Origin of the sequence: Clostridium zeae (assembly GCF_017312485.1) — a bacterium.
Lineage (GTDB): Bacteria > Bacillota > Clostridia > Clostridiales > Clostridiaceae > Clostridium_AR > Clostridium_AR zeae.
On the sequence record NZ_BMBA01000006.1, the window covers coordinates 91,449 to 114,880 of the forward strand.

Genomic DNA, 23,432 nt, shown 5'->3' on the forward strand with positions numbered 1-23,432 from the left:
CAGGTTATACTTGAATTTTCCCTTACGAATTTCTTAAGGTTTCTTAAGGTGTGATATCTTTTTGATCTAAAAACTTCAATAAATCGTTATTCAGCTTAACAATTTCGTTGTTTGCACTACTCGCATAATCCGGAAGCAGCATATCCTTCACCATTTTAGACCGTAGCCACAGCGTAAAGAAAAAATCCACTTGAATTACTAATCATTGTAACAATATTTTTACTTTATTTGTCGGATGATATCCTTGCTTACAAAGGAGGATGAAATGAAAAAGTACTTTTGCATCCTAAAACTGCTTAAGTAGATTTGCCATTTCAATTGCTGTAACTGCTGCATCATATCCCTTATTTCCCGCCTTCGTTCCTGCTCTTTCTATAGCTTGTTCAATTGTATCAGTAGTTACTACACCAAATATAACTGGAACTTCTGTTTCTAAGGATACACTTGCAATCCCCTTTGTTACTTCTCCTGCTACATAGTCAAAGTGAGGAGTTGCCCCTCTTATTACAGCACCGAGACAGATAACTGCATCATACTTATTTGATTTAGCCATTTTCTTTGCTGCAAGTGGAATCTCAAATGCTCCTGGAACCCATGCTACTTCAATTTCATTTTCTTCTACACCATGGCGCTTTAAGGCATCAAAAGCACCTCCTAAAAGTTTTCCTCCGATAAATTCATTAAATCTGCCTACTATAATACCAAACTTTAATCCTTCTGCAACTAACTTTCCTTCATATATTTTCATTTTAAATTCCTCCATTTTTTAATCTTATTATTAAATTTATAAGCTATTAATTTTTATATAAATTTATTATTTACCTTCATTGTTTTCATCGAAATCCAATATATGTCCAAGTTTTTTCTTTTTAGTTTTTAAATAATACTCATTTTTTTCGTTGTGATTCATTTGTATTGGTACTCTACCCACGATTTCTATCCTATGCCCTATAAGACCTGAAACTTTCTTTGGGTTATTTGTCATAAGTTTTACCTTTTTCACCTCAAGGTCTGAAAGAATCTGTGCTGCAATACCATAATCTCTTAAATCCGCTGGAAATCCCAACGCAAGATTTGCCTCTACAGTATCCATCCCTAGATCTTGTAATGCATAGGCCTTGATCTTATTTATAAGTCCTATACCTCTTCCTTCTTGTCTCATGTAAAGAAGTACTCCACGGCCTTCTTTTTCTATTTCTTTCATAGCTACCGCAAACTGTTCTCCACAATCGCATCTTAAGGATCCAAAGGCATCGCCAGTAAGGCATTCAGAGTGAACTCTTATAAGAACTGGCTCCTCGCCTGAAATATCACCTTTTACTAAAGCTACATGATGTTCCCCATTTAAAGTATTTTCGTAGCCTACCATTTTAAATTCACCATATTTTGTAGGCATCTTTGCCTCTGTTACTCGCTTTACACATGCATCATTTTTTCTTCTATAATTGATTAGATCAGCAATTGTAATTATCTTAAGATCATGTTCTTTCACATATTCCATAAGCTGCGGAAGTCTAGCCATAGTTCCGTCTTCATTCATTATTTCGCATATAACTCCTGCTGGACAAAAGCCCGCCATTCTTGCTAAATCTACAGCTGCCTCTGTATGTCCAGCTCTTTTTAATACTCCGCCATCTTTAGCTTCTAATGGAAACATATGCCCAGGCCTCTTAAAATCCTTTTCTGATGAATTCGGATCTATAGCTTTCAGTACTGTGGCAGCTCTTTCATAAGCAGATATTCCAGTAGATGTTTCAACAGCATCTATTGATACTGTGAAAGCTGTTTCATGTGAATCTGTATTTTTCTCCACCATAGGAAGAATGTTCAGTTCCCTTAATCTTTCTCCAGTAACCGGCATGCAAATAAGTCCTCTACCAAACCTCGCCATAAAGTTTATAGCTTCTGGTGTTGCCTTTTCTGCTGCTATAATAAGATCTCCTTCATTTTCTCTGTCCTCACTATCAACTACAACAATCATCTTTCCTGCTTTGATATCTTCAATAGCTTCCTCAATTGAATTAAACTTCATTATTTTTCCATCCTCCTTTGATCTTTATGCGAATCCATTTTCACTTAAAAAATTAAAATCTATGCCTTTTTTAACTGGTGCCTGCTCTTTAGCACCAAGGAACTTCTCAACATATTTTCCTATCATGTCACACTCAAGGTTTACCTCATCCCCAATTTTCTTACGAAACAATGTAGTCATGTCTTTAGTGTGTGGAATAATAGACACTTTAAATACTGAATCATCTACATATGCTACAGTAAGACTTACGCCATCGATTGCAATAGATCCTTTTTGGACAATATATCTTAAAATTTCTGAGGAAGCACCAACTGTAACCCAGACCGCATTATCTTCCCTCTCATAATTTTCTATAGTTCCAATTCCGTCAATGTGTCCGCTTACAATGTGTCCACCCAGTCTATCTCCTATACTTAAAGCCCTCTCAAGATTTACTTCATCACCAGGTGAAAGCTTTCCTAGATTACTGCGTCTCATGGTCTCTGCCATTGTATCTATAGTAAATCTAGAACTGTCAAAGGAGGTTACAGTAAGACATACACCATTGGTGCAGATGCTGTCACCTAACTTCACTTCCTCTAGAACGGTTTTAGCCTTAATAACAATCCTTGCTGATTTAGCGGATTTAACTACTGACTCAACTCTACCTATCTCTTCTACCAATCCAGTGAACATAAAAAAACTAAACCTCCTTTTCAATATCCCCCTCTATCAGAAGGGTAGCTTTGTGGTCATATATTTAATAAATACTTCATTTAGTTTTCTTCCTTCCTCTTCAAGAATTCCAGTGACTACTTCTATACCAGCATCTTTGAGAATCTTTATTCCTTTTCCAGCTACTAATGGATTAGGGTCTTCCATCCCTATAATTACTTTCTTTATCCCCTTTTCTACTATTGCCTTGGCACAAGGTGGGGTCTTACCATAGTGAGAGCAAGGTTCAAGAGTAACATACATAGTTGCACCTTTAACATCTTCTGTAGCATTTAAAAATGCATTAATCTCCGCATGATGACTTCCATAAACCTCATGATATCCTTCACCGATTACTCTGCCGTCTTTAACTATGATTGCGCCTACCATCGGGTTAGGATTTGTGTATCCTGATCCTTTCTTTGCTAGTTCAAGCGCTCTTTGCATATACCTAATATCCATACAATCACTCCAATCAGTTATTAAAAAATAAAAAAGGCCGCTGAAGTAACTTTCTTCAACGACCTTTTAAATGCATCTGCATTTACAAATTTATATATGGAAGAACTATCATGTGAATAAGCTTTATCTTTTTGTGCATCTGCCTTTCCTAATGAATATGATGAAACCTTGGCAGGTGACATATTCTTTTTTTTATTCTTTAAATTGCATTATGTTTTAAGTCATTACTCATATTTACCCATAGATATACTTGAGTTATAAATTCCTAAAGAATAAAAAAGCCCTGAGAAATAATTCTCAGGGCGCTAGCAATCCACAAAATATCTTAATTACAAAATTCTACGTTAAAAAAGCATAGACTTATGCATCAAGAGTATACTACTCATCTTCTTCCATCCAGACTTTACTGTCGGCCTCGGAGTTTCACCGAATCAACCTTACGGTTCGCGGGCTATACCGCCGGTAGGGAATTACACCCTGCCCTGAAGATATATTTAATTTTTACAGCCTAACTTTATCACAATGAAATAAATATGTCAATAGAGCTATTCTTTTCATACTTAATTAATATAATCCATTATAAACTCATCATTTCCCAAGACTTTTATCTCCATTCCTTCAAATCCTCTAGTGCTACACACTTGCAGCTAACCGGCGCCTTAATTACACTCTTTGAACTTGGAACAATCTTTGGCATCGTAATATATTTCTGATAATACTTTTTCTAATATTTCATAATGCCAGTAATATAAATCCTCTGGTTTTATTGAAAAAGCTTTTTCTTTATCAATAAGTATTTTTCCATTTATAACTGTTACAAAACTAAAAAAAGGTTCTTCTGCTAACAAAGATAAACTTGCTTTTTTATTCCATTCATCGACTGTTACAAAATCACTTTCAAGTAATAATTTAAGTAAATCATAAAAGTATTTTTGCATAACTCTAAGATTAAAATTTGGATAATTCTTTTTAGTAATATATAAATCTACTTCTTCCCATAACTTTTCAATAAGACTTTGCCTTTTAATTAAGCTATCTAATGATAAATCTCCTGTACTCATTACTTCAACAAGTAGTGAGTAACTGTACTTAATATAAACATAGTTTACATTTTTTTATAACTCCTCATTGCAAAAATATAAGCAACAACTATTATTGCTATACACCAGGCTAAAGCAACCCATATACCATTTCCTACTGGTTGGTTTCCTAATAGATTACGAATTGCTTCTACTATAGGCGTTACAGGTTGATTTTCTGCAAAGGCACGTACTGCTGAAGGCATAGTATCTGTTGGTACAAATGCAGAACTGATAAATGGTAAGAAAATGATTGGGTAAGCGAATGCTCCTGCACCATCTGGTGTTTTTGCAGCAAGTCCTGCAATTACAGCAATCCAAGTTAAAGCAAGTGTAAAGATCCCAAGAATTCCAAATACCGCGAACCATTCTAAGATTCCTGCTGAAGAACGGAACCCAATTAATAATGCAACAAGTATAACCACTACTACTGAAATTCCATTAGATATTAACGAGGTTAATACATGTCCCCATAATACTGTAGACCTAGCGATAGGCATAGAGTGAAAACGCTCAAAGATACCATGTTGTTTATCTATAAACAAACGGTAAGCTACATATGCAATCCCACTGCCAATAGTCATCAACATTATGCCTGGCAATAGATAATCAACATAATTTTCTGTGCCAGTTTTAATTGCACCGCCAAATACATAGACGAATAATAACATCATGGCAATTGGCGTAATACATACTGTAATAATTGTGTCCATACTTCTAAAAATATGACGCATAGAACGTCCAAACATAACACTTATATCTTTTAAAAAATACTTATTTGTAGATTCCATTTATTTCTCCTCCTTTTTCCCAATGATTGTTAGAAATATTTCTTCTAATGTAGGTTGTTTCTCAACATATTCAACCTTTGCAGGCGGAAACAGTTTTTTCAATCCTTCTAATGTATCTACAGCAATTATTTTCCCCCCATGGAGAATAGCTATTTTATCTGCAAGTTGTTCTGCTTCCTCTAAATATTGAGTTGTTAAGAATACTGTAGTTCCTCTAGCCGATAACTCTTTTACAATCTTCCATACTTCTAAACGTGCTTCTGGATCAAGACCTGTTGTTGGTTCATCTAGAAAAATAATCTTTGGATTTCCCACAAGACTCATTGCTATATCAATTCTTCTTTTCATACCTCCAGAGTAAGTACCCACTCTGCGGTCTGCGGCTTCTGACATACCAAATCGATTAATTAACTCATCTGCTACTTGTTTTGGATTCTTAAGGTGCCTAAGTTTTGCTATCATTTGAAGATTTTCACGTCCAGTCAAAATTTCATCAATAGCCGCAAACTGACCAGTAAGACTGATAGAGCCTCTAATGTTTCCTGGATTTTTTTCAATGTTAAAACCATTGATTACAACACTTCCAGCATCTGCTTTAAGTAAAGTAGCCATAATTCTAATCACCGTTGTTTTTCCTGCTCCATTGGAGCCTAGTAATGCAAATATACTGCCCTGCTCTACTTCAAACTCTACCCCTTTAAGTACTTCTAAATCCTTGTAAGATTTTTTTAAACCTTTAATTTCTATGATGTTTTTTTTCATCTTCTTTTCCTCCTTTATAATTACAGTAAAAAAGTCGCTGAAGCGACCTTCTTCAGTGAGTTTTTTTGTGCATCTGCCTTTTCTGAACGTATGTGAAGAATCTTACAGGCGACATAATTTTATTTTTTACTGTTTACCCTAAATAGCCGTTCCAACCTCTTGATATTGCTAGGTTTAAATATCAAAAAGCTTTATATTTTCCTAGGCAGTAAAAAAGAGCCGATAACTGTGATTTCACTCACATGTTATCGGCTCTGCGTCTTAGCGTCTGGCTCTTTAACGACTGATACTTTAAGCTTTTTTACATTGATTATTGTTTCCTGTTTACACTTGGGACAAAACAGCGGAAAGTTTTCAAGAACTGTATCATCACCTATCTTGACCCTTGTTTTGTTGCCACATACCGGGCATAATATCCACTGGTATTCACACATTAATGCCATCCCCTTACTTTGTTTTATCTGTAGCCTTTTTCATAGCCTTGCTAACTTTTTGGTCAACAGATTCTTGATAGATGTCAGCGTAAGTTTTTGAATCTTTGATTAGCTCATCGCAGAAATTCGCTACGTCATTGCCTGTTACTTCTAGCACACCTTTCCCCAAAGACGCACCTTCTTGAAAAAGATCAATAATCCCAGAGAGTAATCCTATCCCATCAGTTAACTCAACAGGTCCTACCTTAAAGAGATATTTTTGAATCTCTTTATAAACAATCTGATAATCTTTAGGTAGTGCCTTCACACGGGCCACATGTGCTTTCCACTCTTTTTTACCTTCGATGATATCTTGTATTCTCATGTTATCCTCCTATTTACCTAACTTTTTAGCTATATTATCATTGAGTTGCTTGCGCCACTTGTCACGATAAGACTTTGCACCTTCTTCTCCAACCAGTGCTAAACAGAATCCTTTGATATCGTCACCCAAAACCTCCTGAATACTCTGCCCATCCGCAGCTGTTTCTTCCAGTAGACCAAGCACACCATCAAGAATTGGCATGAGATTGCGACCAGTAAAATCTGAGTGTTGCCAAAGATTAGCCTTAATTTTTTCCCATGCCTCTTGATAATCCGCCGGTAGCTTTTTCGCTCGTGCTTCAAAATTTTTAAATTCTTTAGTCATATCGCTTCCCGTAATCTTTTCCCAAAAATTCATTATTTCCTCTCCTTCAACTCATTGATTCTAGATGATACAAATTCCCACTTTCCCCAAAACTTCTTCAATTCCTCACGTCCCGCATCATTTAACGTAAAAAACTTTCTAGGAGGTCCCATATCAGATGGTTTTTTCGTAGTTTCCACCAGCTTGTTTTTCTCCAGCCTCACCAATATCGTATAGACTGTGCCATCTACAACATCCGAAAACCCCAGTGCATTAAGCCTCTTAGTAATCTCGTAACCATATATCTCCTCATGACTGATTATCTCAAGAACACAGCCTTCTAGTACACCTTTAAGCATTTCTGTAATATTCTCCAAATGCATCACCTCTTCACTATCTAGTATCACTTGTATTAAGTATTACTTACTACCACTATATAGTATCACGTAGTAGTGGTAGTGTCAATATACTGTATTCGTTTTTTACGTTCATTTTTATGGATGCACCATTTCGTAATAAAATTTATACTCTAAAATTCTCTCACCAGAACCCGTGAGAGTTTTAAAAATAGATTTCGGTTTGAAGTGGTACATCTTTACCAGCAGGATAAAAAGACTTCCTTTCAGAATTGAATTTTCATTCTTTTCTAAAAGAAAGCCCTTTAATCGATTTTTACGTAAAATTTATAAAGTTACTTTATTCGGGATGATAATTAAAACAACAGAACAAGCTCTTCAAAAAATCTTTCGACAAATTAAATTGTATTATACATCTGAATTTCCCCTTATTTACTCTGCGGTGCATTAGGGTGAAGAACAGAATCTTTCAACGGCACGGTTTTGTCACGTCCAAGGTACATCTGATAATACGGCGGAATGCTATTGATCTTGTTCACAAGTTTTTTCTTGAATTGTCCCATCATCGCTGGATCGATATTAGGCAGATCTTCTTCCTTAACAGGACCCTTTATCCCATTAAACTTCTTCATACGCTCGATCATGTAACGAACATCGAAACGGGAAGGATTAACCTCAATTATATCCTTGTCCAAACCAAGAAGTTTATAAACTCCCTCTAGTCCGGTACGGACGGAGGTCTCAACTGTGAATACAACATCATCATCGACCTCGACAAACTGACCGAGGAAGGCTAAATTGGTACATCCATCAGGAACATTTTTTGGACGGTCTTCTACCTTACGTGGCATAAACTGGCTTGTGCAGTAAGGCATCATAGTGGTAGACATATAAGTATGAGCCAGTACCTCGTCCTTAATATCAAGCATTCCCAGATGATAGAGAAGCTCGGCCATTATCTCGTCACCTGTGCAATCGCACATAGGCTTTTTAATATAATTGCCGACGTTCTCGCCATACAGGCCATAACCCCAGCCAACCTCTTCGTCGTCAGCCTGAAGTGGGAAGAAAGGCTTGTGATGTATTTCAAAGGATATATCCCAATTGGAATCTTTGAATGTCATCATGCCTCCGGTTCCAGCTTTGCTTCCGGTCATTTTTTCTATTCTTTCAAAAAACTCAGGATATCCCTTGACGGTTGGGAAGAAAGAAACCCATTTTGTCTTATCAATGTCACTTAGGAATTTTTCCGGATGACCAAATTTTTCATCCTTTTTGGCGAGGTTCTGCCAGATAGTAAAGGTGCCCATGTCTTTTGTGTCGCGGTTTGTAGGAGCAACCGTCTTATTATCACCAAAGCAGCTGTTTTCACTTATTGAGCCGTTCGTTACAAACACTAAATCTTCCACGCCGACACGGACGGTCTTCTCCACGCCATTCTGGTACATACGGATACCATGAACTGTATTGCAATTGTCACCCATATCTAAATCATATACTGAACTGCCGAAAACAAAGTTTACCCCCCTATCAATAAGCCATCTTTCTATTGGGAGGATAATAGCATCATACTCGTTGTATTTCGTATGGATAAAGCCATCCAGATATTCATGGCGGTTAACGAATGTAAACCTCTGCCAATAGCGTCTGCACTCAATAACACTGTGGTAGCGCTTAAAAGCCAGCTGGCTGTGGAAGCAAGTCCAGAAACTGGTTTTAAAGAAAGGTTCGTCAAAGAAGTCCTCGATTGTGAGATTGGCCAGTTCTTCTTCCGTTGAAGCAAAGATCCTGTTCATAGCTGCAACATACTTGGGATCAAGCTTATAATCATGTACACGGCTGTATATCTCGCCCTGATTCACCCACAAACGCGCCTCGGAATGGATAGGTTCATCCCTGTTGAAGTCTACGACATCGTCAAGCACGGTACGTCCTTCATTTTCAAGAGAAGGTATTTTACTGCACATATACCAGAGGCACTCCATATATGGCTCGAGTTCACGCTCACCACGGCAAAGATATCCGAATTCGTTTTTGATTCCGTCCATGGAACCACCCATGACCTGTTTCTTTTCATAAATGGTGATGTTCTGTCCAGGCATCTTAGCATCGTCAATCAAAAACACTGCTGTGGCAAGTCCAGCAATACCTCCGCCGACTATATAGGCTTTACGTCCGTCAATTCCTGTTGGTTTGTGAGGTTGGTACATAGTTTTGTAAATATTCATAATACTCTATCCTCTCTTTATATTTATTTGTAAAACATTGTCTTGCATATAATATAAATCATTAGGATAGCTAAAACAATTTACAACCAAATTGAAGTGTAAAAAGTATTTACATTTCCCCTTATCTGTAAATTATGATTACTTTGCGTATTTATTCAATGCTTTTTCAAAATCACCTTTTATTAATACAGCAGTTTGCTCTACTATATCTTCCGGTTTTTCTTTCATCCCATCCTTTATCCACTCACAAATGAGTGCTATGAAAGCTAGACTGTAAAAATGTGCAATAAAATTTTTATGTTTCTGATCAACAGACATTCCAATGGCTTGCCGTTCCACTACTGCAAGAACCTGATCATAAATTACAGTATGCATATATCTTTCTAAGGAATCCCGGTTAGTAGATTGATAAGTATTTTGAACTAGAACTTTATTATTGCGAATGGAAATCAGCAACTGGTAAAAACCCTGCTGCCAAGTATCATAATCCTTATTTTCTGCAAGTGACTTTTCAGTAGTTTGTAAATAAATCCATTCAACAAGATCATATATATCATAAAAATGGTTATAGAAAGTCTGTCGTGTCAGTCCACATTCCTCAACAAGATCCTTTACAGTTATTTTATCAATGGACCTTTTTTGTAACATAGCTATTAAAGCATTTGCAAGTATGGCTTTCGTCTCATGATGCAAAGAAATAACCTCCCTTAAACGTTGATGTATACAAGGTATTATACACTAAGCTTATATACAGTTCTATAAAATCAACCGGAGAGTATTGAATAGTAAGCGGTAAATAAGTTGGTGGATAGAAACGCCTCTAAAAACTGCAAATGGATAATTTCAGCTTCTCAATCTTCACACAGGTTTCAACGTGATCGGTGACAGTAAGATTATACTGATACGCATATATATTTTATACGATACGTTTTTTAGTTAATAGAATTCTCAGAGTTGATAAAAAAATAGCCCGCAGCATTACTCTATCTCTTCCTATACTCCCTTGCCGTCACTCCAGTAATCTTCTTAAAAGTCTTACCAAAATGACTGGAATCATGAAAGCCAAGGATTTGAGAGATTTCCATGATACTTTGGGTGGTTGTGGTCAAAAAAGTTTTTGCTCTGTTAATCTTTAAGTTCATTATATAATCCATCACCGTTAAGCCCATGTGCTTCTTGAACACTAAACTTATGTAAGGTTTAGATAAGTTTAAATCTTCACTGATGTCCTGTAGAGAAATATAGCTTTCAATATTCATGTGGATATGCTTTAAAATTCTGTTCAAAGTATAATTATCAGTAACCTCAGAATAGTAGATAACAAAGTCCGAGTACACTGAGAATATTTCATTTTCCAAGTGCTGCAGCTCCTTTAAGTTTCTGCAGGACTTTATCCTCTGATAAAATTTATTGTAGGTTTCATGCATTATAGTGTTCATAACCATATTTTTAGCTTGGGAAATTTTTCGCACCAATACCCCCTGCCATATAAACAAATCAATCCTTTTATCTTCAATATTCTTTTCAACCTCCAGCTCATACTTATGCTTATTCTCTATAATCCGGTTAATTTCACTTATATTATTTATATCCAATAGTGCATCAAATTCAGGTACAAAGATAAAGTAGTCTGATATAAAGCCTTCTATCATATTCATTCTCCTAAATTTACATTAATATAGTACAATTTAGTATAATTATATACCATTTTCACTTCCAATATAGTTCTATAATTATATTATGAGATTATGAATGGAGGAAGGAAAATGAAAAAGGGAACAATTCATGTTATAGAAAATTTTTATATGCCGGAACTGGATAGATACAGAACCATAAGAATTTATTTACCGCCTCATTACAATGAATCAGGCAGGCACTACCCGGTAATATACATGCATGATGCTCAGAACCTTTTCACTGTAGCCACCTCGTCTTTTGGAACCATTTGGGATACAGCTGTAACCTTAGATAAACTATACAATGAGAATCCTGAGAAGGCTTATATCGTGGTTGGAATTGATAACGGTTGCAATTACAGATATTCGGAGTATTGTCCTTGGTACAGTGAGGTTGGAGGTGAATACCTTCCCCATGCGAAGGCTTCCGGAATGCTTGGCGGAGAAGGTTTTAAATATATTGATTTTATAGTAAACACCTTGAAGCCATTTATTGATACTACCTATAAAACCTTGAAGGATAGAGAGAACACTGCGATCTGTGGAAGCTCCATGGGCGGGCTTATATCTATGTGTGCAGGAATAAAGTATCAGGATGTATTTTCAAAAATAGCTGCCTTTTCCTCTGCTATGTATTTTGCAGAAGAAGAAGTTAAAAACTTTATTATCAGTGAAGGTAAAAGAGAAACCATGAGAATATATATGGATGTTGGTACAGACGAAACAAGCAATCCTAATAACCCATATTTTCCACAAGTATATTTGAGTTGTAACAGCAATGTTTATTTGACCTTAAAGGACGTTGGCTTTAACTCTAAGGATGTAAAATATGAAATTGCCGAAGGGGACATTCACAATGAAGCCTGTTGGTGTAAAAGATTTCCAGATATGATGAATTGGCTCTTTACTATATAAATTTGGGGGTGTTGAAATGAAAAAGTATATTCAATATTTAAAAGAAAATTCCTTAACTCCAGAACAGTATATCATAAGCAAATTTGTGGAACATGAGGTTATATTATTAGGGGAAGACCATGCTGTAAAAAGCAACCTGGACCTGTGCATTAACCTTATTCCCCTATTATATCAAGCGGGCATATACAACTTTGGAATGGAATTTGGCGCCAGCGAAGACCAGGCAGACTTAGACAGGCTTATTACCGGTGAGGACTATGACGAGATGGAAGAAAGACGACTGATGTTTAACTACAACGTTAAATGGGCTTATAATGAATACACCGACATATATAAAGCTGCTTGGAAATTTAACAGGTCCCTGCCAAAGGATGCAAAGAAGTTCAGAATTTTGAACCTTAGCTATATTTATAACTGGGAAGGTTTTTCGGGTATGAGAACTCCCATAAACTTCAAAAAGATATTTCACAAGGGAAATATCGAGGCCTTCAGAGCAAATCTTGTTGAAAGAGAAATTTTATCCAAGGGTGAAAAACTCCTTATATTAACTGGGACCCCACATGCCTTCACCAAATTCAAAAATCCAATCTTTGAGGGTAATGCAGACCAGTTCTTCATTCTCCAAGGCGGATGGCTGGGCAACAGATTATATGAAAAATTCGGTTCAAGAATATTTAACATTATACTGCATCAACCTGCAATGAACATAAACACACTGCTTCCTGATACCACAAGCGGAATAAAAACTATTGAAACTGTTATGGAGAGCTTAGGCAATAAACCCGTTGGCTTTGATTTGCTGAACACGGTAATGGGCGATATCCCAGATGACAGCTACAACTCCATCCTCCATAAAAACTTCACCCTCAAGGAAATGTCTGACGGCTACATCTTTACAAAACCAATAAAAGAACAGCAGGGTTGCACAGTAAATTATTCATACTTAGAGGGTAAAAGCTTCGAAGAGGTCCAAAACAATTGGCCGGACAAGGATTGGACTCCTATTCCTAAAAATGAGGATGATTATTGGAAGGAAATTGAAGGATATGTAGATTTGAGGAAAAGGTATTCGATGGAGTAAACACCATAAGGTGTTATGAGATACTACAGCGATTACATGGCAACTAACGAACAAATTTTTTGGGGTTCCAGTACTCCTGCTGCAGAACCCCCTTACATAACTATAGCCAAGTATATTCTTTTGACAGAATTGGTGATTTGGCTATTTTTGAGTAATTATGTACTCCCTAGGTCGCAAATCACTAAAGACCTTAGTTCATGTAAACATAAAAATACATAAAAAAAGGGTTAACTCTCTTTAACCCTTTTATATCAACCTATTTCCGCTCTATCCTAACAACTGTCTCCACATGGCTAGTCTGAGGAAACATATCTACAGGTTGAACTTCAACTGTTCTATATCCCAATTCTTCAATTATTGCAAGATCTCTAGCCAAAGTACTCGGATCACAGGATACATAAACTATCCTTTTTGCATCTATTGACGTTATTGCTTCAAGTAGCTTTCTATCACAGCCTTTTCTTGGAGGATCTACTACAACAACATCTGCTTTTATTCCTTTAGCGATAAGATCAGGTATCACCTTCTCTGATTCACCTGTAAAGAATTCTACATTGTTTACTGAGTTTTCTTCCGCATTTATCCTTGCATTATCTATAGCTTCTTTTATTATCTCTACTCCATATACCTTCTTAGCTTTTTGAGAAAGGAATAGTGTTATAGTTCCTGTTCCGCAGTAGGCATCAAAAACAGTTTCTTCTCCTTTTAAGTCGGCAAACTCTAAAGCTTTAGCGTACAAAACTTCAGTCTGGACTGGATTTACTTGAAAGAATGATAATGGTGATATATTAAACTTAAACTCCCCTATATAATCACTTATGGTATCTTCCCCCCATAAAGTTATAGATTCTTGCCCAAGTATTACATTAGTAGCCTTGCTGTTTATGTTTTGTATTACACTTTTGATTCCTGGTATATTATCTTTTATTATATTTATAAATTCTTCTTTATGAGGCAGTACACTTCCATTAGTAACTATAACTACCATAAGCTCGTTTGTTTTAAAACCTCTTCTTATCATAATATGTCTTAATACTCCGCCTTCATCATAGTTGCCATCTACGAAATATGGCCTAATATTATGATTTTCAATCCACTTTCTAGTTAAGCTTACTACCTTATCTGCAACTTCATCTTGTATATGACAGCTTTCCATATCTATTATTTCATGACTTCTAGGTGCAAAAAAACCTATGCTTAGTTTTCCATTTTCTAATCCAATTGGAAGCTGAACCTTATTTCTATATCTATAAGGATGTTCCATTCCTATTGTATCTATTACAATACTATCGTCTAGCTTACCTATCTTTGTTATACAATCCTTAACTCTTTCAGTTTTAAATGCAAGCTGCTCTTTATATGATGTATGCTGAAGTCTACATCCCCCACATCTCTTATATATAGGACAAACTGGTTCTACTCTCTCTTTTGAGCTTTCTAAGGTTTCTATAATCTTACCATAAGCGTAATTCTTTTTTACTTTTATGGCTTTTACTTTTACTTTTTCACCTTTCAAAGCACCCTCGACAAACACAGTAAAGTTTCCCTCTAGTTTGGCTATTCCTTCACCCTCATAACCTTGAGCTACTATATCTACAATATATTCTTTATTTTTTTCTATCATTAAAATTCACCTCAGTGTAATTGCTTTATAATTTCCATTATTCTGTCATAGTAAAGAATTTATGAACCTTTATTCTATAAATCCTAAACCATGCATACTTATAAATTGTCCTTTATATAGTGGATTATGTCAATATAATTTATAGATACTAGCTTTAATATTAAAGGACTGAGGATATGATGTTTAATTTAACACCTTCTTCAGTCCTTATTTAAAGATTAAAATATATAATTTATCTTACAATATAAATATTCAAGGCTAATTTTATCTTTCTACAAAAGTTTCACACTGTGTGCTTATTTGACTTACTGAATTCTCTCCATTAATAAGGACATTTGGTGCATTACAATTTTGATTTTCATTATAAACACATCTTACGGCTCCACATTTTATACCAGGACTTACCGCTATTTCATTGCCTGAAAACACTTGCATAAGTTCTCCAGTATAGTTGGTGTTAGTCATACTCATCACTGCATTCTTGAAGTTCTTTTCTGCAAAGGTGGAGCATATTGTTCCTTGTGAGCTATGTGCATTATTCCCTTTTATTTGAATCACACCAGCAGTACAAAAAGCACCTGAAACATTATTTACACAATTTTCAGCATTACAACTAAGCTTCGCCATATCAATCTCTCCTTTGTTTAATATAATGATAGTTTTATCATTTATTTTGTAAAAAATTCATTTTTTATTGGAAAATAACGGTTAAGGGTTCTAATATACTACTAAAAGATGTATAATAAACCTAAGTAAAGGATTTCAGTGCTTTTGCAAAATATATATAACTAACCTATACGAAATCCTTTAGGGTATTAAGGGGGGTAAGTATATTTAATGGTTATTTTTATTTTAGTTATAGCAGCAATAATGATGATTAGTGCGTTAGCTATAAAAATTTTTATCTTATTTAAATATTTTGAACAAAAAGAAAAAGAAGTTGCAATAACCCAAGATGGAGCTTTCACAACTTATAAAAACTTAAACGAAAAGGGAATCTTTTCTGAAAATCAAGTAGAGGAAATAATTTCTCAATATAAAAAGTCTGAAAGCACAAGAAAACTAAACGAAGAAAAAGAAGCTTTATTAAAATTAAAAGATATGAAAATACTTTCTGATGAAGAATATAATGAAAAGATGTTTATATTAGAAGACTTATACAAGTGCGGAAAGATATAAAAAATATTTCTGATGGGACCTGCTATTGGATTTTAAATTCCTAAAGAATAAAAAAAGAGCACCTATATTACTTAGGTGCAAGATTTACAGGATCAGTTGCCATTATATCCCTATTATTATTTTCACATATAAAAGAAAAAATATACAGGTGAAAAGAAAAAATTTATTTTTAAATTTGTAAATTTTTTATTAACAAAGTAAATAAATTAATATCTTTTTGTAAATTTTTCTTATTTTAACAAATATATTTATTAAATTTAAAACCTTAAAACAACTAAAAAATGAGTGCGAATTGCACTCATTTTTATATTAAAAATTATTCAACAACACTTATCTTTAATAGGTTTGTTGCTCCAACTTGATCAACAGGAACTCCAGCTGAAATTACTACAGTGTCTCCATTATTTAATAATCCCTTAGCTTTAACTGTTTTAACTGAACCTTCTATTATCTCATCAGTAGTTACTGCTTTTTCAGCAACTATTGGATATACACCAAAGCTTAAAGCTAACTTCTTAGCAACTCTTTCACTTGGAGTAACCGCAAATATAGGACAATCTGGTCTGTTTTGAGAAATTCTCATAGCTGTAGCACCAGTTTGAGTTGAAGTTATTATTGCAGCAGCCTTTAATTCATGTGCAGCATTACAAGCAGCTCTGCTTATAACACCAGCTATTGCTGGTACATGCTTCTTAGCAGTTGAAACTGCTAATTCATAGCTTAATTTCTTTTCAGTTTCTTTAGCTATTCTAGCCATTGTTTGAACTGATTCAACTGGCCAGCTTCCATTTGCTGATTCTCCTGAAAGCATTATTGCATCTGTTCCATCAAGTATAGCATTTGCTACGTCTGATACTTCTGCTCTTGTTGGTCTTGGGTTTCTCATCATTGAGTCAAGCATTTGTGTAGCTGTTATAACTGGCTTTCCAACTGTGTTACATTTTTCAATTATAAGCTTTTGTACTGAAGGTACTTTTTCTATTGGAATTTCAACTCCTAGATCTCCTCTAGCAACCATTATTCCATCAGAAACAGCTATAATTTCATCTATGTTGTCAACGCCTTCTTGATTCTCAATTTTTGAGAATATTTGGATATCACTTCCGCCATTTTCTACAAGAACTTTTCTTATAGCTTCAACGTCAGCAGCTTTTCTTATGAATGATGCAGCAACAAGATTAACTCCTACTTCACATCCAAACTTAAGATCAGCTATATCCTTTTCTGTCATAGCAGGAAGCTTTATAGCAACTCCTGGTACGTTAACACCCTTATGAGTACCAACAACACCAGTGTTCTTAACAACACAGATTATTTTGTTTCCTTCTACAGATGTTACTTCAAGTCCAACAAGACCGTCATCTATTAAAATCATGTTTCCTGGCTTAACATCATTTCCTAGTCCAGCATAAGTAACTGAACATTGAGTTGTGTCTCCAACTACATCTCCACCTGCATAGATTGTGAATTGTGAACCAACAGTTAATTCAACTTTACTTGGTTCAAACTTTCCAGTTCTTATTTCTGGTCCTTTAGTATCAAGCATAACAGCGATTTGCTTATCATACTTCTTAGCTAATTCTTTAACTGCGTTTATTCTTCCTCTATGTTCTTCATGGTCTCCATGGGAGAAGTTGTGTCTTGAAACATTCATTCCTGCTTCAATAATTTGTGATAAAATTTCCTCTTTTTCACTAGCTGGTCCAATTGTACAAATAATTTTTGTTTTTCTCATGAAAATACACTCCCTCTTTTTTTTTAACCCCAAATACATGTTGTTTAGTGACATCTAAATTCTTCTTTAGCGCACTGATCTATCTATTAAAACATGACATTGATTTATCTACATGTTAGTAAGATCTCTCTAACTATTATAGATAACTCAATTAAAAATTCACTTACCCTAAAAGTGATTTTCAACTTGGCATGTATAATATACTCTTAGTATTACTCTAAAAAAATAGCTAATGCGCTTTTCATTAATGATTTTTTCTTGCGCATCTGCCTTTTTCGAACAAATGTTACGAAATTGTGGCAGCAATAAATCTTTATTATATAAACAATATTTTCATTTACGTATATATAAAGCTTTAAACCCTAAATAAAGCTTTAAACAGACGCAAACTACATTCTATCATATAATTACCTTAAAATAAAATATATTTTAATATGAAAGTGCTGAGGCTATATCATAAAGTTCATTATCAAACTTTCTTTCCATAGCTAAAGCTTCATCTATATCCATATCCATTACTTGGTTGTTCTTTATACCAACAACTCTACAAGTTTTACCTTCAAGCAGTAATTCAACTGCTCTAGCACCCATTCTTGATGCAAGAACTATATCTGATGCTGATGGACTACCACCTCTTTGTATATGTCCAAGTATTGTAGCTCTAGTTTCTAATCCTGTAACTTCTTCAATATGCTTAGCTAGTTCATCAGCTCCGCCAACGCCTTCTGCAAGAAGTATAAGATTATGCATCTTTCCTTTAGCCTTACCTTCAAGTATTGTTTTGCATAATTCGTCTTGGTCAAATCCTTTTTCTGGAACTACTATAGCTTCAGCTCCACCAGCAAGACCTGCATATAAAGCTAAATCTCCACAGTGTCTTCCCATTACTTCTACAACAGAAACTCTTTCATGTGATGTTGAAGTATCTCTTAATTTGTTTACTGCATCTATAACTGTATTTAAAGCTGTATCAAATCCTATAGTATAATCTGTGTAAGCTAAGTCATTATCAATTGTTCCTGGAAGACCAATTGTCTTAACACCAAGCTTTGATATAAGTTTAGCTCCTGTGAAAGATCCATCTCCACCAACAACTACAAGTGCATCAACACCATAAGCCTTTAGTATGTTTGCAGCTTTTTTTCTTCCTTCTTCTTGTTTGAACTCTTCACATCTTGCAGTTCTTAGGATTGTACCACCTCTTTGGATTATGTCAGATACGCTACTTCTATCCATCTTGAAAAGTTCTCCATTTATAAGACCTGCGTAACCTCTTTTTATACCCATAACTTCTAATCCATTATGTAAAGCCATTCTTACTACCGCTCTTACAGCAGCATTCATTCCTGGTGCATCTCCACCACTTGTTAAAACAGCGATTTTTTTCATAATATTTCCTCCTCCACACATTATGGACACTTTAAGTCCCACCTGTGCTAAATATTACCCACATTTATTAACTAGATTAATTTTACATAAAGTACGAAGATTTTTCAATGTCAAAATTAGAAAATTAGTCAAAATATCTTTATAAAGTTTGGCTTATTAGCATTTGAATATTCTGATAAATATTATTATCTGTACTCCAAATAAATTCATCCAAATAAATTCTAACTAATATTTTCACAATTTTCAATGATTTTGTGTTGAAATATAGAAATAATTGACGAAACATTAGGGATTGATACAAATTATTATATCCTTTTTGTGTTTTTTTTATATCTAGTTAAAAAATAAATGAAATACTTTAAATTCTTTTTAAATTTTAATAAGAAAAAAGTCTAAGGAACACCGTATACCTACAGTTTCCTTAGACTGTTAAATTTATTTAACAATTAAATATATATTGAATTCATATTTAGTGTCGTATAAAGAATATTGTTAAAATTAAGTGGTTATACAGGAGATGCTCTATGAGCGAGCTATTAGAATTAAATGATTTTTTCAGATGGAGTGGCGTTAATAAACTGTACTGTCCGAACGTAGTGAGTTTACAGTTTTAGCCATGGAATATGAAAAAATCATATTAATTCTTTGCGAAGCCTCATTAAAGCATCGGATGAATAACCACTTAATTTTAACTAAGTGCTTTAATAGCACGTGAATTTAATCCACAACTTTTATATTTTCATCCCCAAAATATCCTCTTAATGTTGATAATATATCCCCATCTAGTGATACCCAAAGATCTTTACCTAATCTAAAGTTTTGTCTTTCTTTTTCTGAAAAAATATAAACTGGTGTATCCCCTTTAAAAGGTTCTATTATGGGTTTTAAAAGTTTATTTACAGTTCTAGCTTTTTCATTATCCTGCACTCTAATATATATTTTTGAAGAATTAAGCTTTTCAAGAGGCTGTATTTCCTCACATATAAGTTTTGGCAGCTCATCTTCTTTTAAGCTCACTCGTCCTCTAACAACAACAAGTGAATCCTCATTTATAAGGCTATTCACTTTCTCTAATGTCTTAGGAAATACAATTACTTCAATAATTCCACTAAGATCTTCAAGCTTAATAAAAGCCATAATTGTATTATTTCTAGTTACTTTTCTTGAAACTTCAGCAATTATACCACCAAGAACAACTCTTTCACCGTCGCTTACTGATGCATTCACTATAATCTTATTGTCTATTGCTTCTCCCAAAGCATCCTCTTCTAAAACCTGATTGTGAGAAAGAAGTATTTTTTCAATTCTCATCGAAGTCTGAAGTTTTAGACTCTGAGCATACTCATCTAAAGGATGTCCTGTAATATAAAGACCTGTCATTTCTTTTTCCATAGCTAAAAGATATTTTTTATCAAATTCTTTTATCTCAGGATACTTTATTGTTGGGGTATCCAAAACAGAACTATCTTCATTTCCAAATAAACTTATTTGTCCATCTATGTTTCTTTTTCTCTGATTGCCTATACTATCTAATACTTTTTCATAAACTGCAAGAAGTCTTGATCTGAATAACTTAAAACAGTCGAAAGCTCCAGCTTTTATAAGACTTTCTGTTGCTCTTTTATTTATTGTAGTAAGATCTACTTTGTTTGCAAAATCAATAAGTGATTTAAAATATCCTTTTTCCTGTCTTGATTTTACTACACTATCCACTACATTCATTCCTACGTTTTTTATAGCTGCAAGTCCGAATCTAATGGTATCTCCTTTAACAGTAAATTTAGAGTAACTTTCATTTATATCTGGTGGCAACACTTGTATTCCAAGACTTTCAGCAAAATTAATATAGTAAGCTACCTTTTCATTTATACCCATAACTGAATTTAACATAGCAGCTATATACTCTACAGGATAGTACTTCATAAGATATGCTGTTTGAAATCCTACCACTGCATATGCAGCTGCGTGGCTTTTATTAAACGCATAAGAAGCAAAATCCATCATAGAATCAAATATTTTATTTCCGATTTCTTCAGATATACCATTTCTAAGGCATCCTGGAACTTCAATTTCTCCATTCTCATCAACAATTCCGTAGATGAAGTTTTTACGTTCTTCTTCCATAACCTTATGTTTTTTCTTAGACATAGCTCTTCTAACAAGGTCACTACGTCCCATTGAATATCCACCAAGTTTTCTAACTATCTCCATAACCTGCTCTTGATATACTAAGCAACCATAAGTAACTTTTAGTATCGGTTCTAAATGTGGAGTAAGATATGTTATCTTATCAGGATTTTTTTTATTCTCTATGTATCTTGGTATTTCAGCCATAGGACCTGGTCTATAAAGTGATATTCCGGCTATTATATCCTCTAAAGAATCTGGTTTAAGTTCCTTCATAAAGGAAGTCATACCTGCTGATTCTAATTGGAATACACCAACTGTCTTTCCTTCACCGAGCATCTTATACACATCTTTATCGTCAAAATTCACTTTGTCGAGGTCTATGTCTATATCACGGTTTTGCTTAATCATCTCTACAGCATCTTTCATTACTGTTAAAGTTCTAAGTCCTAAGAAGTCCATCTTTAATAGCCCAAGTTCTTCGAGGGTACCCATATCAAATTGTGTTACTATGTTATCTTCATTTCTTTGCAATGGCACATATTCTACCAAAGGTCTCGAAGCGATTACTACTCCAGCAGCATGCGTAGATGAGTGTCTTGGAAGACCTTCTAGTTCTCGGCTTATATCTATTAATTCTTTTACTCTTGCATCATTATCATATTCACTTTTTAACTCAGGGTTTAAAGTCAATGCCTTCTCTATAGTTATCCCAAGCATTGTAGGTATCATCTTAGCTATTTTATCAACTTCACTATAGGAATAGTTCATAGCTCTTCCTACATCTCTTATACAACCTCTGGCAGCCATAGTACCGAAGGTTATAATCTGGGAAACATTCTGTATTCCATACTTTTCTACCACATAATCGATGACTTCCTGACGTCTTTCATAGCAGAAGTCACTATCTATATCTGGCATACTTATTCTCTCTGGATTTAAGAATCTCTCAAATAGTAAACTGTATTTAATTGAATCTATTTTTGTTATTCCAAGTGTATATGCTACTAATGAACCAGCCCCAGAACCTCTTCCTGGTCCTGTAGGTATTCCATTCTCATTTGCGAATCTTATAAAATCCCAAACTATCAAAAAGTAGTCTACATATCCCATTTGATTTATGACAGATAACTCATAATTTAATCTATCTATATAAATCTTAGCATCTTCATTTATTTGTCCAAACTCTAGTATTCTGTCTAAATCAAATTCCTTATTTAAAAAGTCGTTGAATACCTCGTACCTTTCAATCAGCCCTTTAAAGCAGACTTCCACCATGTATTCAAACGGATCCGTTCCTTCAGGTAATGGGAACTTAGGCAGCTTTGATGTATGAAATTCATAATCAAAATCACACTGTTCAGCTATCTTTTGGGTGTTCTCCAAGGCTTCTGGCACATAAGAAAACATATCCCACATCTCTTCAGATGATTTTAAATAGAATTGGTCTGAGGGATATCTCATTCTATTCTCTTCTTCTACAGTTTTACCAGTCTGTATGCAAAGTAAGACATCATGAGATCTGGAATCCTTTTTTTCTATATAATGAACATCATTTGTTGCTACAAGCGGTAAATCTAACTCTTTAGCCAATTCTATATTCATATCATTAACTTTTCGTTCATCATCAGTTCCATGATACTGTATCTCTAGATAAAAACCATCTTTAAAGGTTTCCTTGTAAAATAATGCAGCTTCTTTTGCTCTTTCTCTATTTCCGTTTAATAAATTTGATTGAACTTCTCCACCTAAGCAAGCACTTAGTGCAATTAACCCTTCGCTATGTTCACTTAAAAACTGGTGATCTGTTCTAGGTTTGTAGTAAAACCCATCAGTAGATGCTTTTGATACTATCTGCATCAAATTTTCATAACCTTTTTCATTTTTTACAAGAAGTACAAGATGATATGTTTTATTATCTGAGTCAATATTTTTTATATACATTGACTTAGGAACTACATAAACTTCACAGCCTAATATAGGTTTTATCCCTACATTCTTTGCTGCTTTATAAAAATCAACACATCCATACATTACTCCATGATCTGTTATAGCTATACTTTCCATTCCAAGGTCTTTTGCCTTAGCTACTACCTTATCTATCTTTCCTGATCCATCTAGCAAGCTATATCCAGTATGGAGATGAAGATGAGTAAATTTCTTATCACTCAACATAGCACCCTCCTTTTTGCTTATACTAAA

Annotated in this window: 21 protein-coding genes, 1 pseudogene and 1 riboswitch; of the genes and pseudogenes, 3 read left to right on the forward strand and 19 right to left on the reverse strand. The window is 34.5% G+C overall.

The window, feature by feature from the left end:
* Positions 1-286: 286 nt before the first annotated feature.
* The 14 genes and pseudogenes from ribH to J3477_RS20725 form a co-directional block, all read right to left on the reverse strand.
* Positions 287-748, reverse strand: a complete 462-nt coding sequence (ribH, locus tag J3477_RS20660) for a 6,7-dimethyl-8-ribityllumazine synthase (RefSeq protein ID WP_206871988.1) — start codon at positions 746-748, stop codon at positions 287-289.
* 66 nt (positions 749-814) lie between these two features.
* Complete coding sequence (locus tag J3477_RS20665; RefSeq protein ID WP_206871990.1) at positions 815-2,032, reverse strand: bifunctional 3,4-dihydroxy-2-butanone-4-phosphate synthase/GTP cyclohydrolase II; 1,218 nt, start codon at positions 2,030-2,032, stop codon at positions 815-817.
* Positions 2,033-2,056: 24 nt separating this feature from the next.
* A complete protein-coding gene (locus J3477_RS20670) occupies positions 2,057-2,707 on the reverse strand; it encodes a riboflavin synthase (protein ID WP_206871992.1) in 651 nt (216 codons plus the stop codon).
* A gap of 39 nt (positions 2,708-2,746) precedes the next feature.
* Positions 2,747-3,187, reverse strand: a pseudogene (ribD, locus tag J3477_RS20675) (bifunctional diaminohydroxyphosphoribosylaminopyrimidine deaminase/5-amino-6-(5-phosphoribosylamino)uracil reductase RibD); the annotation flags it as partial.
* Between the two features lie 380 nt (positions 3,188-3,567).
* Positions 3,568-3,681: riboswitch (FMN riboswitch) on the reverse strand.
* 165 nt (positions 3,682-3,846) lie between these two features.
* Positions 3,847-4,248 (reverse strand): hypothetical protein, encoded by a 402-nt coding sequence (locus J3477_RS20680; protein WP_206871994.1) that lies wholly within the window; start codon positions 4,246-4,248, stop codon positions 3,847-3,849.
* A gap of 44 nt (positions 4,249-4,292) precedes the next feature.
* Positions 4,293-5,057, reverse strand: coding sequence for an ABC transporter permease (locus tag J3477_RS20685; RefSeq protein WP_206871996.1), 765 nt, complete (start codon positions 5,055-5,057; stop codon positions 4,293-4,295).
* Positions 5,058-5,819, reverse strand: a complete 762-nt coding sequence (locus J3477_RS20690) for an ABC transporter ATP-binding protein (protein ID WP_206871998.1) — start codon at positions 5,817-5,819, stop codon at positions 5,058-5,060.
* A gap of 245 nt (positions 5,820-6,064) precedes the next feature.
* The gene (locus J3477_RS20695) at positions 6,065-6,253 is read right to left on the reverse strand and encodes a cysteine-rich KTR domain-containing protein (RefSeq protein WP_206872000.1); all 189 of its coding nucleotides are present in this window, start codon (positions 6,251-6,253) and stop codon (positions 6,065-6,067) included.
* 13 nt (positions 6,254-6,266) lie between these two features.
* Positions 6,267-6,617 (reverse strand): DUF1048 domain-containing protein, encoded by a 351-nt coding sequence (locus tag J3477_RS20700; protein ID WP_206872001.1) that lies wholly within the window; start codon positions 6,615-6,617, stop codon positions 6,267-6,269.
* 9 nt (positions 6,618-6,626) lie between these two features.
* On the reverse strand, positions 6,627-6,974 hold the full coding sequence (locus J3477_RS20705) for a DUF1048 domain-containing protein (protein ID WP_206872004.1): 348 nt from the start codon (positions 6,972-6,974) through the stop codon (positions 6,627-6,629).
* Positions 6,974-7,297, reverse strand: coding sequence for a PadR family transcriptional regulator (locus J3477_RS20710; protein WP_206872007.1), 324 nt, complete (start codon positions 7,295-7,297; stop codon positions 6,974-6,976). Before J3477_RS20710 ends, J3477_RS20705 begins: the two co-directional genes overlap by 1 nt.
* Before the next feature lie 407 nt (positions 7,298-7,704).
* Positions 7,705-9,504, reverse strand: coding sequence for an oleate hydratase (locus J3477_RS20715; RefSeq protein WP_206872009.1), 1,800 nt, complete (start codon positions 9,502-9,504; stop codon positions 7,705-7,707).
* 138 nt (positions 9,505-9,642) lie between these two features.
* Positions 9,643-10,197, reverse strand: coding sequence for a TetR/AcrR family transcriptional regulator (locus J3477_RS20720; protein ID WP_206872012.1), 555 nt, complete (start codon positions 10,195-10,197; stop codon positions 9,643-9,645).
* A gap of 290 nt (positions 10,198-10,487) precedes the next feature.
* Positions 10,488-11,156: a helix-turn-helix domain-containing protein gene (locus tag J3477_RS20725; RefSeq protein WP_206872013.1), complete on the reverse strand. Its 669-nt coding sequence runs from the start codon at positions 11,154-11,156 to the stop codon at positions 10,488-10,490.
* Positions 11,157-11,270: 114 nt separating this feature from the next.
* On the opposite strand from J3477_RS20725, the gene J3477_RS20730 reads away from it, so the two are divergent.
* On the forward strand, positions 11,271-12,095 hold the full coding sequence (locus tag J3477_RS20730) for an alpha/beta hydrolase (protein WP_206872014.1): 825 nt from the start codon (positions 11,271-11,273) through the stop codon (positions 12,093-12,095).
* A gap of 16 nt (positions 12,096-12,111) precedes the next feature.
* Entirely contained in the window at positions 12,112-13,176 is a 1,065-nt protein-coding gene (locus tag J3477_RS20735; RefSeq protein WP_206872015.1) for a hypothetical protein, read from the forward strand.
* A gap of 256 nt (positions 13,177-13,432) precedes the next feature.
* Here J3477_RS20735 and rlmD read toward each other — a convergent pair whose 3' ends face one another.
* Together rlmD and J3477_RS20745 are read right to left on the reverse strand one after the other, a co-directional pair.
* Positions 13,433-14,800: a 23S rRNA (uracil(1939)-C(5))-methyltransferase RlmD gene (gene rlmD, locus J3477_RS20740; protein ID WP_206872016.1), complete on the reverse strand. Its 1,368-nt coding sequence runs from the start codon at positions 14,798-14,800 to the stop codon at positions 13,433-13,435.
* Positions 14,801-15,064: 264 nt separating this feature from the next.
* The gene (locus J3477_RS20745) at positions 15,065-15,427 is read right to left on the reverse strand and encodes a DUF1540 domain-containing protein (protein ID WP_206872017.1); all 363 of its coding nucleotides are present in this window, start codon (positions 15,425-15,427) and stop codon (positions 15,065-15,067) included.
* Between the two features lie 210 nt (positions 15,428-15,637).
* Between J3477_RS20745 and J3477_RS20750 the strand changes: the two genes are divergently transcribed.
* Positions 15,638-15,979, forward strand: a complete 342-nt coding sequence (locus J3477_RS20750; protein ID WP_206872018.1) for a hypothetical protein — start codon at positions 15,638-15,640, stop codon at positions 15,977-15,979.
* Between the two features lie 316 nt (positions 15,980-16,295).
* Here the strand turns inward: J3477_RS20750 and pyk are convergent, their stop codons facing one another.
* The 3 genes from pyk to J3477_RS20765 form a co-directional block, all read right to left on the reverse strand.
* Positions 16,296-17,714 (reverse strand): pyruvate kinase, encoded by a 1,419-nt coding sequence (gene pyk, locus J3477_RS20755; protein ID WP_206872019.1) that lies wholly within the window; start codon positions 17,712-17,714, stop codon positions 16,296-16,298.
* A gap of 429 nt (positions 17,715-18,143) precedes the next feature.
* Positions 18,144-19,103 carry a 6-phosphofructokinase gene (pfkA, locus tag J3477_RS20760; RefSeq protein ID WP_200267457.1) on the reverse strand — a complete coding sequence of 320 codons (960 nt, stop codon included), beginning with the start codon at positions 19,101-19,103 and terminating at the stop codon, positions 18,144-18,146.
* Between the two features lie 717 nt (positions 19,104-19,820).
* Positions 19,821-23,405, reverse strand: coding sequence for a DNA polymerase III subunit alpha (locus tag J3477_RS20765; protein ID WP_371876612.1), 3,585 nt, complete (start codon positions 23,403-23,405; stop codon positions 19,821-19,823).
* Between the last annotated feature and the right edge of the window lie 27 nt (positions 23,406-23,432).